16 protein-coding genes are annotated in these 15515 nt (G+C 41.3%); 11 read left to right on the plus strand and 5 right to left on the minus strand.

The features are described from left to right. Positions 1-23: 23 nt before the first annotated feature. Positions 24-368 carry a DUF6249 domain-containing protein gene (locus ACFSJE_RS18280; RefSeq protein WP_379832326.1) on the minus strand — a complete coding sequence of 115 codons (345 nt, stop codon included), beginning with the start codon at positions 366-368 and terminating at the stop codon, positions 24-26. 133 nt (positions 369-501) lie between these two features. Between ACFSJE_RS18280 and ACFSJE_RS18285 the strand changes: the two genes are divergently transcribed. Beyond that, the gene (locus ACFSJE_RS18285; RefSeq protein WP_379832327.1) at positions 502-1080 is read left to right on the plus strand and encodes an RNA polymerase sigma factor; all 579 of its coding nucleotides are present in this window, start codon (positions 502-504) and stop codon (positions 1078-1080) included. Beyond that, the gene (locus tag ACFSJE_RS18290; protein ID WP_379832328.1) at positions 1073-1492 is read left to right on the plus strand and encodes a hypothetical protein; all 420 of its coding nucleotides are present in this window, start codon (positions 1073-1075) and stop codon (positions 1490-1492) included. The genes ACFSJE_RS18285 and ACFSJE_RS18290 overlap by 8 nt, the downstream gene beginning before the upstream one ends. Here the strand turns inward: ACFSJE_RS18290 and ACFSJE_RS18295 are convergent. Both ACFSJE_RS18295 and htpG read right to left on the minus strand, forming a co-directional pair. Continuing rightward, on the minus strand, positions 1484-1843 hold the full coding sequence (locus tag ACFSJE_RS18295) for a DoxX family protein (protein ID WP_379832329.1): 360 nt from the start codon (positions 1841-1843) through the stop codon (positions 1484-1486). The genes ACFSJE_RS18290 and ACFSJE_RS18295 overlap by 9 nt on opposite strands. Before the next feature lie 118 nt (positions 1844-1961). Beyond that, positions 1962-3848: a molecular chaperone HtpG gene (htpG, locus tag ACFSJE_RS18300; protein ID WP_379832330.1), complete on the minus strand. Its 1887-nt coding sequence runs from the start codon at positions 3846-3848 to the stop codon at positions 1962-1964. Between the two features lie 401 nt (positions 3849-4249). Here htpG and ACFSJE_RS18305 point away from each other — a divergent pair, with 401 nt between their 5' ends. Continuing rightward, complete coding sequence (locus ACFSJE_RS18305; protein ID WP_379832331.1) at positions 4250-5263, plus strand: 3-oxoacyl-ACP synthase III family protein; 1014 nt, start codon at positions 4250-4252, stop codon at positions 5261-5263. 110 nt (positions 5264-5373) lie between these two features. Here the strand turns inward: ACFSJE_RS18305 and ACFSJE_RS18310 are convergent, their stop codons facing one another. Further along, positions 5374-7824, minus strand: a complete 2451-nt coding sequence (locus tag ACFSJE_RS18310) for a TonB-dependent receptor (RefSeq protein WP_379832332.1) — start codon at positions 7822-7824, stop codon at positions 5374-5376. A gap of 317 nt (positions 7825-8141) precedes the next feature. Between ACFSJE_RS18310 and ACFSJE_RS18315 the strand changes: the two genes are divergently transcribed. Continuing rightward, positions 8142-8501 carry a CoA-binding protein gene (locus ACFSJE_RS18315; RefSeq protein WP_379832333.1) on the plus strand — a complete coding sequence of 120 codons (360 nt, stop codon included), beginning with the start codon at positions 8142-8144 and terminating at the stop codon, positions 8499-8501. Here ACFSJE_RS18315 and ACFSJE_RS18320 read toward each other — a convergent pair. After that, entirely contained in the window at positions 8485-9972 is a 1488-nt protein-coding gene (locus tag ACFSJE_RS18320; RefSeq protein ID WP_379832334.1) for a sodium:solute symporter, read from the minus strand. The two genes, ACFSJE_RS18315 and ACFSJE_RS18320, sit on opposite strands and share 17 nt — an antisense overlap. 76 nt (positions 9973-10048) lie before the next feature. Here ACFSJE_RS18320 and recR point away from each other — a divergent pair, with 76 nt between their 5' ends. The 7 genes from recR to rpmB all read left to right on the plus strand — a co-directional run bounded on the left by recR (position 10049) and on the right by rpmB (position 15491). Beyond that, positions 10049-10669 carry a recombination mediator RecR gene (recR, locus tag ACFSJE_RS18325; RefSeq protein ID WP_379832335.1) on the plus strand — a complete coding sequence of 207 codons (621 nt, stop codon included), beginning with the start codon at positions 10049-10051 and terminating at the stop codon, positions 10667-10669. Positions 10670-10763: 94 nt separating this feature from the next. Beyond that, complete coding sequence (locus tag ACFSJE_RS18330; RefSeq protein ID WP_379832336.1) at positions 10764-12125, plus strand: dihydrolipoamide acetyltransferase family protein; 1362 nt, start codon at positions 10764-10766, stop codon at positions 12123-12125. Between the two features lie 75 nt (positions 12126-12200). Next, a complete protein-coding gene (locus ACFSJE_RS18335; protein WP_379832337.1) occupies positions 12201-12977 on the plus strand; it encodes an exonuclease domain-containing protein in 777 nt (258 codons plus the stop codon). A 15-nt stretch (positions 12978-12992) separates the two neighbouring features. Continuing rightward, positions 12993-13604 (plus strand): fumarylacetoacetate hydrolase family protein, encoded by a 612-nt coding sequence (locus ACFSJE_RS18340; protein WP_379832338.1) that lies wholly within the window; start codon positions 12993-12995, stop codon positions 13602-13604. Next, entirely contained in the window at positions 13604-13942 is a 339-nt protein-coding gene (locus tag ACFSJE_RS18345) for an Hpt domain-containing protein (RefSeq protein WP_379832339.1), read from the plus strand. The genes ACFSJE_RS18340 and ACFSJE_RS18345 overlap by 1 nt, the downstream gene beginning before the upstream one ends. Beyond that, positions 13943-15190 (plus strand): competence/damage-inducible protein A, encoded by a 1248-nt coding sequence (locus tag ACFSJE_RS18350; protein WP_379832340.1) that lies wholly within the window; start codon positions 13943-13945, stop codon positions 15188-15190. Between the two features lie 73 nt (positions 15191-15263). Continuing rightward, positions 15264-15491 carry a 50S ribosomal protein L28 gene (rpmB, locus tag ACFSJE_RS18355; protein WP_379832341.1) on the plus strand — a complete coding sequence of 76 codons (228 nt, stop codon included), beginning with the start codon at positions 15264-15266 and terminating at the stop codon, positions 15489-15491. Positions 15492-15515: the final 24 nt, after the last annotated feature.

The following is a 15515-nucleotide window of genomic DNA, read 5'->3' on the forward strand; positions in this document are numbered from 1 at the left end:
AAATTGAACTTTTGGGTTCAACCTTACTTTTCCAAGTTTTTGGTCATAAAGAAACCAATGAGCAAACCTGTTCCTGCCATTAGGAAAATGGCCCCGGGCATGGTAATATCAGCGTCGAGCGAGGCTTTTTTCCATAATAGCCCGCCAATTACTATTCCTGCACCGATTCCCATTAGTAGTAGCGCCAGATTAAGAATGATAATTTTCCAAATAGGAACGGTCCTTGTTTTTCCATTCACAAAAATACTGGCATCGGCCCCTTTTTCAATTAATGCCAATCGCTCTTTGTTCCGAGTGGAAAAATAGAGATAGGCAATGGCAAATATTACTCCAAAAATTACTGGTAAAATGATTACTTCAGATCCCATTACTGTTCGTTTTTAATGATTATATATTCAATTGGTTTGTAGCTATGACGTTGATTTTTAAAACAGGTTACACCCAAATAAAAAAAATCAAGAATGGTGTAACCATAATAAGGGTTTCGGCGTCCTATGGGGGATGCTGACCGATTCAGAAAAAAAGCTTATCGATGAAATAAAGCGTGGTAATACCAACGCCTTCTCTGAATTGGTGGATATATATAAGGATTTGGTCTTTACCTTGAGCCTAAGAATGCTCGCAAATAGGGAAGAGGCAGAAGAAGTGGCCCAAGATACATTTTTGAAGATATTTAATGCTTTGCCGAAGTTTAAAGGCGATTCCAAGGTATCAACATGGATTTACCGAATTGCTTACAACACTTGCTTGGATAGGCTTAGAGCGAATAAAAAAAGTAGGGTTTTTAAAGATGTTGCGGAGATGGAAGGTATTATCTTTAAGGATATGGACAATGCACTGGATAGTATGATCATGGATGAACGAAATGCCATGGTCAATGCATGTTTAGCACAACTGTCCTCCGAAGATGCAGGTTTATTGACCTTGTTTTATTTTGAGGATAAGAGTTTGATTGAAATTGAAAAAGTGCTGAACACTCCGGTGGGTGTTTTAAAGGTACGCTTGTTTAGAGCACGCAAACGGTTTGCTAAAGTGTTGGAAATGAGTTTTAAATCGGAAATATTTCAGGACAATGGATAAGAATTTCGAAAAGGAATTGGAAGCTTTTGTAGACAGAGTCATGGAAGAGACCAAAGTGGAGTCCCCATCCAAGGATTTCACCCAAAAGCTGATGACGAGAATAGAGGAAGAGTCGAAAGTAACGGTTTTAACCCCCAGTCGCCCTCTAATTTCCAAGGGAGTGTTGGTTTTTTCGGTTTCCGTATTTTCCTCAATGTTGTTTTATGTATTGTTCTTCTATGGCATAGACAGTGGTGAAGGTTGGTTTCAGGGCATTCAATTGGGGCCATATTTTGATAGGCTTTGGACTTGGTTTGAAGCGTATACCTCTTCCAAAATCACGCTATATGCTGTTATACTTTTCGGATTCTTTTTTATGGTTCAGATTCCATTGTTGAAACGATATATGAACCATCACGGTACGCTAGGGTAGCAAGTAGAAATACGCCCAGTACATCAATCCAAATTGCAATGGAATTCTTAAGATGAGAATCCATTTGGGAATTCCCGCGGAGGCTTTTTCACCCGAAAGCATATAAAAATGGACCGATAAAAAAACAATCAGCATTATAATAATGCCAAAAATGCTAAGGTTTCGTGTTGCTTCAAAACATAGGGCGATTCCCAAAACAATTTCGGCCAAACCGCTTAAAAACACCAATAGTTTATGACTGGGAAGATACCTGGGCATAATCCGTAAATACGCCTTTGGAAAAATAAAATGGGCCACCCCTGCAACAACGTACATTCCAGCCATCAGGTATAAGTGCCAAGGAGTTTCCATATTTTAAAAATAGGAAAAAGAATCTCTGGATGAACGCAAATGTCAGTTCGAGCGGAGTCGAGAACTCCTTTTGGGAATAATGCATCTCGACTGCGCTCGATGTGACAGGTTTTGAGATTTATTTAATCATCTCGTAGCTTCGGGCAATGAACTTGGTCAATTCCTCACCTTTCAACAGTCCTTTTGATAAACGCGCCAAATCCAAAGACTGATTAATCAAGCGTTCCCGTTTTTTAGCGGTTTTGGTGTTTAAAATTTCGTTCACCAATTCATGGTTGGTGTTCACGATAAGATTGTACATGTCAGGCATGTTGCCCATACCAAACATTCCACCGCCACCAGTCCGTTGCATTTCCTTCATTCTTCGAATAAACTCAGGCTCCGTAATAATGAAGGGCGAAGCACTGCTGTCCATGGCTTCCATTTGAATGGTATAGCCACGATCTTTTACGACTTCCTCTATTTCACCTTTTAAAGTTTCTTTTTCTTCTTCAGAAAGTTTGGAAATAGCGGTATCTTCTTTTTTGATGAGGTTATCGATGTGGTCCGCATCTACCCGAACAAAGGATAAATTCTCTTTGGAGGTCTCCAATTTTTGAATCAAGTGGGGTACAATGGGCGAATCCATCAACAGCACTTCATAGCCTTTGGCTTTGGCTGCTTCAATATAGCTGTGCTGTGCTTCAGTATCTGACGCATACAGTACCACCAATTTGTCATCCTTGTCAGTTTGACTGTCCTTGATTTTGGCCTCTAACTCCTCAAACGTGTAGTAGCTGCCATCCACGGTTGGGTACAGGGCAAACTTTTCAGCTTTTTCAAAGAACTTTTCTTCGGAAAGCATTCCGTATTCAATCACCACTTTAATGTCGTTCCACTTCTGTTCAAAATCTTCACGATTATTTTTAAAGAGTGAACTCAACTTATCTGCAACTTTTCGGGTGATGTAGGATGAAATCTTTTTCACCGCACCATCAGCCTGAAGATAAGATCGCGAAACATTTAAAGGAATATCCGGAGAATCGATGACACCACGAAGCATGGTCAAAAATTCAGGAACAATTCCTTCTACATTATCCGTAACAAATACTTGGTTTTGGTAGAGTTGAATCCTGTCTTTTTGAATGTTGAGGTCGTTCGTCAACTTTGGGAAATACAAAATACCTGTCAAGTTGAAGGGGTAGTCCACGTTCAAATGAATGTGGAACAACGGCTCCTCAAACTGCATGGGATAGAGTTCCCTGTAAAATTTTTTGTAGTCCTCATCTTCCAAATCGGTGGGTTGCTTGGTCCAAGCTGGATTGGGATTGTTGATGATGTCATCCACTACTTTGGTTGGAGCTGGTTCATCTTCCGCGGCACCTTCGGGTTTGGGAAGTGTTTCAGTACGTGTCCCAAATTTAATAGGGATGGGCATGAACTTGTTGTATTTGGTCAACAGCTCACGGATTTTGGAATCTTCCAAAAATTCAGTGGAATCCTCCGCAACATGAAGGATGATCTCGGTACCTCTTTCTTCCTTTTTGGCTTCTTGAAGGGTAAATTCAGGCGAACCATCACAAATCCAATGAACGGCTGGTTCATCTTTAAAGCTCTTTGTGATGATTTCCACTTTTTCCGCAACCATAAAGGCTGAGTAGAAACCAAGACCAAAATGACCAATGATGCCAGCATCTTTTCCGGCATCTTTGTACTTGTCCAAAAACTCCTCGGCACCCGAAAAAGCCACCTCGTTGATGTACTTTTTCACTTCCTCCTCGGTCATCCCGATACCTTGGTCTATGATATGGATGCGTTTTTTGTCCTTGTCCACCTTCACCTCAATCATGGGGTTTCCATATTCAAGTTTAGCTTCGCCAATGGAAGTAAGGTGTTTTAGTTTTAAGGTTGCATCTGTAGCGTTTGATATCAATTCCCTTAAAAATATTTCATGATCACTGTACAAAAACTTCTTGATCAAGGGAAAAATGTTCTCTACCGAAACATTGATTTTACCTGTTGCCATGGTGTATGTAATTTTTTTAATCCCATAACGACAAAAAAAATACCACACTTACAAAGCTGACAAACTGACACAGAACACGGCTTTTACTTCTAAATCGCAAATTTTAACATAGTTTTGTTTATTCTTTTTTGTAAAATGATAAACAAAATGTGTATCTTTAAAATGTTATAGGAGAAATTGCTATGAAATAGTAGACTATAACAAGTTTGTTTATTTATTGGTTAGGTTGTTGAAAATGCACTTTCGCCCGAAAGTGCATTTTCTTTTCAACTATATTTTGGATGGAGTTGAGGGGAGACCGTTTATTTTGTTAATAAATATGCAGTACTTTGGATATATTTTTTACTTTTCCCTTCAAAAACAGTTTGTTTTTTCAATAATTAGTATTTAATCAGAAAGCAATGTACAACTCAAGAATATCAGGATTGGGATTTTATGTTCCAGAAAATGTGGTCACCAATAATGACTTGTCCAAGCTTATGGACACCAATGATGAATGGATTCAGGAGCGTACTGGAATCAAAGAGCGACGTCATGTGGTGAAGGGTACGGATACCACTACAAGCATGGGGGTAAAGGCGGCCCAAAAGGCGATTGAGCGTGCCGGCATTGACAAAAATGATATTGATTTTATTGTCTTCGCCACCTTAAGTCCAGATTATTATTTTCCAGGTCCGGGTGTTCTGGTGCAACGTGATTTAGGTCTGAAGACCGTTGGGGCTTTGGACATTCGGAATCAATGTTCCGGATTTGTATATGGAATTTCAGTGGCCGACCAGTATATTAAAAGTGGCATGTACAAAAATGTACTTGTCATTGGTTCGGAGCTGCATTCCCATGGATTGGATATGACCACTAGGGGTAGGGGCGTATCGGTTATTTTTGGCGATGGAGCTGGAGCCGCAGTTTTGACTCGCGAAGAAGATATGTCCAAAGGAATTTTATCCACACATTTGCATTCCGAAGGAGAACATGCCGAAGAACTTTCATTAATCGCCCCTGGCATGGGAAAACGTTGGGTAACCGACATTATCAAAGATGTGGATTCGGGTACCGAGGATACCTCTTATTTTCCATATATGAACGGACAGTTTGTGTTCAAAAATGCGGTGGTTCGTTTCAGTGAGGTGATTATGGAAGGATTACAAGCTAACAATTTAAGTCCACAAGACATCGATATGTTGATTCCCCATCAGGCGAATCTCCGTATTTCACAATTCATTCAGAAGAAATTCGGATTGTCCAATGACCAAGTGTTCAACAACATCATGAATTATGGAAATACCACGGCCGCTTCAATTCCCATTGCGTTGACTGAGGCGTGGGAACAAGGAAAGATAAAAGAGGGTGATTTGGTGGTACTTGCCGCTTTTGGTAGCGGTTTTACCTGGGGAAGCGTTATCATTAGGTGGTAATCTTTCAAACAAAATAAACAAAGCCCCGACCTTTTAAAAAATCGAGGCTTTTAATTGATACCCTTGCCTACTTACCAACCAACACTTCGGCAATGAGTACCAATAGATTATTAAAGGATTCCGCCGCCGGTATCTTTGGTTCTGTCATCTCTGCGTTTACGTTGCTTGGCGCGGTTCTTTCCACTTCCAAACCGGTAGGATAGACCTACATACACATTGTTGCTCTCCCAGTTAAATGCCCCCTCTTGTTCATAAGGTTGGTCTGCTTCAAAGGCAAATCGCATGGTGTTGAATATGTCGTTGTAGTTAATACTGATGGTTCCATTCCCCTCATCAAAACTATAGCGCGCCCCAAGGTTCACAAAGTACATGGGTTTAGCATTGAATTGGATGGTACGGTTTTTACCGCGGTAGAATCCAAAGGCCTGTAAGGTCAACTTTTTGGTTACGGTAAAGCTGTTGTTCATGCGGAGGTTCCAAGCAGTGTTGTCCACTTGAACGTTCTCCTCAACAATGTCGTCCTCGGTCGGACTTGGAACATCACCCGGAACGCTTTCCGTAATACCACGATTGGTTTGGGAGAACATGTCAAAACTACCGTTGATGTTCCACCATTGAAATGGGCGATAATTACTGGACAACTCCAAACCATACGCTGAGGTCTTGGCAAAGTTATCAAACGTCAAGATGATTTTGTTGAAATCCAATCGGTCTATATAAACAGCCCTGTTGATTTCATCTTTGATGTTTCGGTAAAAAACACCTGCGGTGATGCTTCCATTTTTAATTCGACGGGTATAATTGGCTTCATAGGAACTCGTGAACTGAGGCACCAAATTCGGATTTCCGAAGGAAGAAATCAGTGGTGTGGCAAATTCACGGATGGGATTTACCTGCTGGAGCCCCGGTCTGTCCACTCGTCTGCTAAAACTGAGCTGAAATTGGTTCTTCTCATTCGGGTTATATGTTACGAAGGCCGATGGGTACACTTGTGTATATTTATCGGTGAAGGAGCGAACGCTGTTGGTATCCGCGGTGACTTCAACATCCTCAACGCGAACCCCCATTTGGTAGGACCATTGTTTAAAGGATTGACTAAACGTAGCGTAGGCTGAATAGATATCCATGGCATACACAAAATTGGTGTCGGGTGTGGGTGCCAAATTTCCATTGGAATTAAAGGTGAATCCGGTGGATGCATAATCCACATCGGTCTCAAAGTTTCGGGATTCTATCCCAACTTCCAGCTTGGAGATGCTGTCCAAGGGGTTTACATAATCCAAATTGGCAATGGTTTGGGTCCGTTCCGTGTCCACAAAATCCATGTAATTTGGGTAAAGACTTGCCCCAACAGACCTAAAATTGGCATCCTGCCCACTATTGAATCTGTTGTGGTCTACCTCCAATTCTATATTGTGTCCTTCTTTGTTGAAATCCAATTTGTAATCAAAATTGTATTGCTCGCTGCGGTTATCCGAAACGTCATCAAAAAATTGGGTCACATTTCTGGAGGCATCTGTATTGTAGGTTACTTGAGTTTCGCCGGTACCATTGCCATCAAAAATATTCTGATTGGTAAAAAAGGATATCGTGTTTTTGTCGTTCAGGTAAAAATCAACACCCAATTTGTAAAGGTGGGATTTTTCATTGTTAAAAAAATCGAACCGTTGTAATGAGTTTTCATCGGTTCTGAAAATACTTCCATCATTCACATACTTGCCAATATTGTTACCGTAATTTCCATAAAAATTGAACTTACCGTTGCGGTAGTTCAAGTCGATGGAACTGTTGAACTTCGCCTCAATACCTTTGGTCAATCCAAGGTTAACATTTCCGTTGAAACCAATATTGGCGTTTTTATGCAGCACAATATTGATGATGCCACTCATGCCTTCAGGGTTGTATTTGGCAGAAGGATTGGTGATAAGCTCAATGGATTTAATGGAGGTGGAAGGAATCTGGCGAAGCAATTGGGCCACTGGAACATTGGAAAGTTTTCCATCCACCATAACCCGAACATTTGAATTTCCCCGTAAAGTAAGATCTCCCGTTTGGGAATCCACATTTACCGAGGGAATGTTGTTCATAATGTCCGAAGCCGTTGCTCCAGCGGTTGTAAGGTCTTTGCCCACGTTGATGACTTTTCGGTCTACACGTTGTTCAATGGTGGTGCGCTCGGCTACCACTTCAACTTCATCCAGTTCCCGGGTTTCTTCTTCCAAGGTAATGGTCCCCAAATCCTGATTTCTGTTGTCCTTGTTGATGACCAATTCTTGGGTATAGGTCTTATAACCAATGAATTGGACTTCCAAAATAAAAGAACCATCAGGTAGTTTTTTAATTTCAAAACTACCATCGTCCTCAGTAATGCCCCCCGTAATGGTCTCGGTGCCGTTTTCAGATTTAATAACGATGGCCGCATACGCCACCGGTTGCTGTTGGGAATTGTCCACAACCGTTCCCGAGATGGAACCTAAGGCTGTTTCGGGGTCGTTGTTGTTCGAATAATTTGATTGAATGCCGCACAGGGTTAGTGCAACAATAAAGAATAGCTTCTTCATGAGTTGTTCGTTTTTGATTTGATTGATGATGATACCAACTAGACGGACATATGGGGGAAATGTTACAGGCTTGTCCCATTTTAACATTTTTGGACCGTTTCGTAAGGTTCAGGAAATGAAACGAACCAATAGGGGAGGATAAAAAAGAAGAAACCCCGGCATAAGAATGCCAGGGTTTTACATTGATAAGCTATACTAAACACTAACCATTAACTATAAAAATACAGTCTTACCAATGATAATATTTTATAGATAAAAGACGTCTTTTTTTCTAAATAGTTACAATCTTTAAATCAGTTTAACACATAAATTAACAAATGAATACAACACTTGTTTTTGGGGCTTCTTCAAACCCGGCGAGATACAGTAATATGGCAATTCGTAGATTGGTTGAAAACGATATTGAAACTATCGCGTTCGGAGTAAGTGGGGGAACCGTATCTGGGGTACAAATTAAAGACAACTTGACTGAATTTCAAAATATTAACACCATAACATTATACCTCAATCCAAAAAATCAAAAAGAATACTACCAAAAGATAATAGACCTTAAGCCAAAACGGGTGATTTTTAACCCTGGTACGGAAAACTATGAGTTTCAGGAACTCCTCGAAAACGCTGGCATTCAGGTAGAAGTGGCCTGTACGTTGGTTCTTTTGGCTACGGGGCAGTATTAGGTTCTGAAGTGATTTTTCCTTTTCGAATCAACCAAAGCCCAAAAAAGGTAATCAGCCCGTTCAGAGGCAGGAGTTCATAGCCAACCACATAACCACCTAAATAGGAAGCGGGAACATTGGCGATAAGAACAATGATGGCTACAGAAAGACCGGAAACCACCCATACGTAACGGTCCCTGATTTTGTGCTTGGTGAGAATGCCAAAGGCAAATAGTCCCAAAAGAGGACCATAGGTATATCCGGCCACGGTTAAGAGACTGTCAATAACATTGCTACTAAGGATGTATTTAAAGGCAATAATGACAATTACCAACATAATGCTCATGGCCACGTGGGTCTTTTTGCGGATTTTCTTTTGCTCTGCATCGCTTTTCTTTTCAACATCCAAAAAATCCACACAGAACGAAGTGGTCAATGAGGTCAGCGCACTATCGGCACTACTGTAGGCAGCGGCAATAAGGCCTAACATAAAGGTAATGGCCAACGCGAGGCCCAAACCACCATTTAGAGCAATTTCGGGAAATAGTAAATCGGTTTTTGGTGAGCCGTCCATCAATGGCATTGTAATTCCGTTTCGTTTGGCGTAAATGAATAACAACACACCCAGCAACATAAACATAAAGGTGACCGCCACAAGTACAAAACTGAAAGAAACCATATTCTTTTGGGCGTCTTTTAATGATTTACAGGTGAGGTTTTTTTGCATCATATCTTGGTCAAGCCCAGTCATGCAAATGGTCACGAACATGCCACCTACAAATGATTTTATAAAATAATTGCGGTCCAAAAAGCTTTCGGTATTTAAAAAGGCATTGTAGTCTTTTAACTCATCCGAAGCCAAAAACTCCCCAAAGCTCCAACCCAATTCCTTGTTGATCAAAACGATGGAAAGAATCACAGCGACAATCATGAAGAGCGTCTGTAGGGTATCAGTCCAAACAATGGTCTTGATGCCACCACGGTTCGTATAAATCCAAATCAATAAGATTGAAATGACTACGGTAAATTCAAAACGAACCCCCAAATCATCAAAAACAAACTGCTGCAATACTATGGCCACCAAATACAATCGAAAAGCTGCCCCCAAAACTCTCGAAAGGAAAAAGAAAAAAGCCCCCGTCTTGTGGCTGGTACTGCCAAAACGTTCCAAAAGATATTCATATATAGAGGTCACATTCAACTTATAATACAATGGCAGGAGCACAAATGAAACCACCATATAGCCAAAAAAGTACCCAATGACCACCTGCATATAATTGAACTGTGTGGCCTCTACCCAACCGGGAACCGAAATGAAGGTAACCCCAGAAAGAGAGGCACCCACCATTCCAAAAGCCACTACATACCAAGGGGATTGCTTCCCAGCCTTAAAAAAATCTATGTTGGAATCATTTTGTCCCGTAAAATAGGAGATGAGAATCAGCACCAAAAAATAGGCGCCGATGAGCAGGAGAATTTGCGTCGCCGACATATATGAAATTTGATTTGCAAAGTACGAAAGTAAATTGGTAAGTGTAAAATCGTAATTTTGTGGGAGAATCGAGGATATGGAATTTTCATCGAAGCTTTTGGAAAATGCCGTTTACGAAATGTCGCAATTGCCGGGTATTGGCAAACGCACTGCGTTGCGATTGGTGTTGCACCTGCTGAAACAGCCAGAGGAGCGAACACAGTTGTTGTCCAATGCCCTGATGACACTCAAGAGCGAAATCAATTTTTGCAAAACCTGTAACAATATTTCGGATACGGAAGTGTGTGAAATTTGTGCCAATCCAAAACGCGATGAAACCTTGGTCTGTGTGGTTGAGGACATTCGTGATGTGATGGCCATTGAGAATACCTCCCAATATAATGGGTTGTACCATGTGTTAGGAGGCAAAATATCCCCGATGGAAGGAGTTGGTCCTCAGGATTTGTACATTTCATCTTTGGTGCAACGCGTAAAGGAAGGAACCGTAAAAGAGCTGATTTTTGCCTTGAGTTCCACGATGGAAGGGGATACCACCAATTTTTACATTTACAGACAGTTGGAAGGATTGGAAATCACAACATCCACTATTGCCCGTGGAATTTCGGTGGGGGATGAGTTGGAATATGCCGATGAGGTAACTTTGGGACGAAGTATTTTAAACCGCGTTCCCTTTGAAAGCTCCATGAAGGCCAATTAATTGATGATTAATTAATGAACATAAATCAATAATAAGTCGATTTCTTTAGTATTTTTGCAAAACAGAAGTCAATATTATATTGTTAACTAAGAATATGTCAAAATTCGAATTGAAATTACCGCAAATGGGGGAAAGTGTCGCCGAAGCTACCTTGACCAGTTGGTTGAAGGAAGTGGGCGATACCATTGAGATGGATGAAGCCGTTTTTGAGATTGCCACGGACAAAGTCGATTCTGAGGTGCCCAGTGAGGTAGAAGGTGTATTGTTGGAAAAACGATTTAATGTGGACGATGTCATTCAGGTGGGTGATGTAGTGGCCGTTATCCAGATTGAAGGTGATGCTGGAGATACCTCCAACGGAACGGATTCCGTTGATGAAGTGGAAGATGTTGAGGAAGAACCAGTCATGGCCTTGGAAACTCAAATGGCCCATGTAAAGGAATCGGTTTCTGCACCAGTGCACGATTTTTCAAGCTCTGAACGCTTTTATTCCCCACTGGTCAAAAATATCGCCAAAGAAGAAGGGGTTTCCATGGATGAGTTGGAAGCCATTGTAGGTACGGGTCTGGAAGGTCGGGTGACCAAGAACGATATCATGGCCTTTTTGGAGCGCCGTTCCACCAATGGTAGCAAACCTGTAGAAACCATCGAAACTTCAACAGTGGAAGAAAAAGTGGCAACTCCTGAACCCAAAGTTCAAAAAGAGGCCCAAGAAAAACCCAAATCCGCCCCTGTTCCAGTTGGCAAGGACGATGAGGTGATTCCGTTGACCCGAATGGGTAAACTTATCGCTCATCACATGATAGAAAGTGTGACCACATCGGCACACGTTCAAAGTTTTGTGGAAGTGGATGTGACCACTGTGGTCAATTGGAGAAATAAAGTAAAGAATGCATTTGAGGCCCGCGAAGGGGAAAAACTCACCTTCACCCCAATTTTTATGGAAGCGGTGGCCATGGCCTTAAAAAAATATCCGTTGATGAACATTTCATTGGATGGAGACAAGGTCATTAAAAAGAAGCATATCAATCTGGGAATGGCGGCAGCCCTTCCGGATGGCAACCTTATTGTGCCTGTCATTAAGAACGCTGACCAATTAAATTTGGTGGGTATGGCAAAAACCGTGAACGATTTGGCCAATAGGGCAAGAAATAATCAATTAAAGCCCGATGAAGTCAAAGATGGTACCTACACCGTAACCAATGTAGGCTCTTTTGGTAGTGTTTTTGGTACGCCCATCATCAATCAGCCGCAAGTAGGTATTTTGGCATTGGGGGCGATTCGTAAAATACCTTCAGTGATAGAAACCGACCAAGGCGAGTACATTGGCATCCGAAGTAAAATGTTCCTCTCCCACAGCTATGACCACAGAGTGGTGAATGGTGCCTTGGGCGGAATGTTTGTAAAAGCAGTGGCGGATTACTTGGAAGCTTGGGACATCAACCGGGAAATCTAACAGAAAATAGCATATTCCTTTAACAATCCTTAATTTAGACCGATGAAGCCTTGTTTCATCGTTTAAAATCCCCACATGCAGTTACAATTAACAAAACCCATTTGTTTTTTTGATTTGGAAACCACGGGAACCAACGTGGTCAAGGATAGAATTGTTGAAATCTCCATTCTTAAGGTGTACCCGAATGGCAATAAGGAAAGCCGCACATGGTTGGTGAATCCAGAAATGCCTATTCCGCCCGAATCGGAAGCGGTACATGGAATTTCGGATGAAAAAGTCGCCAATGAGCCCACCTTTAAGCAGTTGTCCAAGGAAATCTATAAAATGATAAAGGATAGTGACTTGGCTGGATTCAATTCAGACCGGTTCGATATTCCACTTTTGGTAGAAGAAATGCTTCGGGCCGATGTTGATTTTGATATGAAGAATATGGTCTCCGTGGATGTGCAGACCATTTTCCATAAAATGGAAAAGCGTACGCTGGAAGCGGCCTATCAATTTTATTGTGAAAAGAGCTTGGAAGATGCACACAGTGCGGAAGCAGATACTTTGGCAACTTATGAGGTATTGTTGGCCCAATTGGACCGATATCCCGAGTTGGAGAACAACGTTAAAAAGCTATCCGAGTTCACCACCAGAAAGCAATCGTTGGATTTTGCAGGATTTATTGGTATAGATGAAAATGATCAGCCTATTTTTGCCTTCGGAAAGCACAAGGGTAAAACAGTGGATGAAATCATGGAAACGGAACCCGGTTATTTTGGCTGGTTGTTGAATGCTGATTTTCCGCTATATACCAAAAAAGTACTTACCCAGATTAAGCTGAGCAAACTCAATAATAAATTGTCCTAATCAATTCAGAACCCCATGAAATTGATATGCATTGGCAGAAACTATGCCGCCCATATTGATGAGTTGAAAAATGAACGACCAGAGGAGCCCGTCGTTTTCATTAAGCCCGATTCAGCCATTTTACCCAAAGAACAGGATTTTTACATCCCTGAGTTTTCGGACGATGTGCATTATGAGGTGGAGGTTTTGGTGAAAATCAAAAAAGTGGGAAAGCATATTGCAAAGCAATTTGCACACAAGTATTATGATGAAATTGGTTTAGGCATTGATTTTACGGCAAGGGACCTTCAAGCCAAATTAAAGGTCAAAGGACTTCCTTGGGAAAAAGCCAAGGGTTTTGATGGTGCCGCGGTAATTGGCAAATGGGTTTCCAAGGACAAGTTTAAGAATGTTGACGACATAAATTTCGCATTGTATAGGAATGGAGAAAAGGTACAGGACGGAAACACATCTTTGATGTTGTGGAAGATTGATGAGCTCATTGCCCATGTATCCACCTATTTTATGTTGAAAAAGGGAGATATACTCTTCACAGGTACACCTGCAGGTGTTGGTAAAGTAAGCCCAAATGACTACCTTTCAGGAGTGCTTGAAGGAGAGCAACTATTTGAAATTAATGTAAGATAATGATTTACAGCCTCGATAAGATTAATGAAATGGCAGAAGGAGATGAGGATTTCGTAACCTCGGTAGTTTCTGTCTTTTTGGAAGAAGTTCCAGCGGACCTTGATGGTTTGGAAAAAGCCATCACGGAGAGAGATTATGAAAATGTCTACAAGTTGGCACACAAAATTAAGCCAAATGTGGATATTTTGGGGATGGAGCAGACCCGTGCAAGAGCACTTGAAATAGAGACCATGGGTAAAAATTCAGCCAGTATAGAGGAGATTGAGGAAAAATTTCCGATGCTCAAAAAAGATGTACTTCAAGTTGTGGCTGAGCTGAAAAAAGACTTCGATTTATAGATGCAAGCCGAGATCATCACCATTGGGGATGAAATCCTCATTGGTCAGATAGTGGACACGAACTCCGCCTTTATTGCCAAAGAACTCAACAAAATTGGGGTTTCCATCTACCAAATCACTTCGGTGCAGGATGATAGGAAGCACATTTTGGAAGCCTTGGAAGATGCAGGAAGGCGTTCATCCGTGGTAATTATTACGGGAGGACTTGGCCCCACCAAAGATGATGTTACCAAACATACGCTCTGCGAATTCTTTGAAGATGAATTGGTTCAGGATGAATCTGTGCTGAATCATATAGAGGAGCTCTTCAAAAAATACATCAATACCCCAATTTCAGATTTAAATCGTCAGCAGGCATTGGTACCCACCAAAGCAACGGTTTTGCAAAATTATTTTGGAACAGCACCCGGACTTTGGATGAAAAAAGGCAATACGGCTTTTGTTTCTCTTCCTGGGGTGCCGTATGAAATGAAGAACCTGATGACCCGTTCAGTTTTGCCCAAAATTGTGGAGGAATTTGAACGGCCCTACATCCTTCACAAAACCATAATGACCTATGGACTTGGTGAAAGTTCCATTGCTCTTAAACTTGAGGATTGGGAAAATAACCTCCCCAATTTCATCAAGTTTGCGTATCTGCCCAATTTGGGTCGGGTGCGGCTTCGACTTTCCGCCAAAGGAACGGACAAGGATTTTTTAATGGCTTCCATTACCGATGAAGTGAAAAAATTATATCCTATCATCGGGGATATCATTGTTGGGGAAGAGGAGGATGAGTCCATAGAATACCAAATTGGCAAGTTGCTCACGGATAAACAATTGACATTGGCCACTGCCGAAAGCTTTACCGGAGGTAAAATTGCGGAAAGTATCACCTCAGTGCCAGGAGCTTCCAAGTATTTCAAGGGAAGTGTGGTCAGTTACGCCACAGAAATGAAGGTGAAACTGTTGAGCGTTCCTGAAAAATTGATTCAGCAACATTCCGTGGTTAGTGAAGAAGTCGCAATTGCCATGGCAGAAAACGTTAAGCGCATCATGAATACCGACTTTTCAATAGCCACCACGGGGAATGCGGGGCCAACAAAGGGAGACTCCGATGCCGACGTGGGAACGGTTTTTATTGCCATTAGTACGCCAGAGCGCACTTTTGCGGAGAAATTCAGTATGGGAAACCTTCGAGAAAGGGTGGTTGAGAAGTCTGTGAACAAGGCATTTGAGCTGCTATTCAAAGAAATTTTAAAATTCTGAAAAAGAATTTTGTACGTCCCATTAAAATGGTATAAATTTGCAGCCTCAATAAAATCACTCAAAAGTTAGGGAGATGTCTAAAGTTTGTGAAGTTACAGGAAAAAAGGTGATGTTTGGAAACAACGTTTCCTTTTCCATCAATAAGACCAAAAGGAGATTTGATGTAAATGTTTCTAAAAAGAAATTTTACATTCCAGAAGAAGATCGTTGTGTGACCTTGAATGTTTCCTCAAGAGGATTGAAGATCATCAACAAAAAGGGAATCTCTGCTGTATTGAAGGAAATCAATTCCAAAAAGTAAGTAGTATAAGCGTTTAAGTACAAT

This window comes from Flagellimonas iocasae (assembly GCF_042682725.1).
Taxonomy (GTDB): domain Bacteria; phylum Bacteroidota; class Bacteroidia; order Flavobacteriales; family Flavobacteriaceae; genus Flagellimonas; species Flagellimonas iocasae.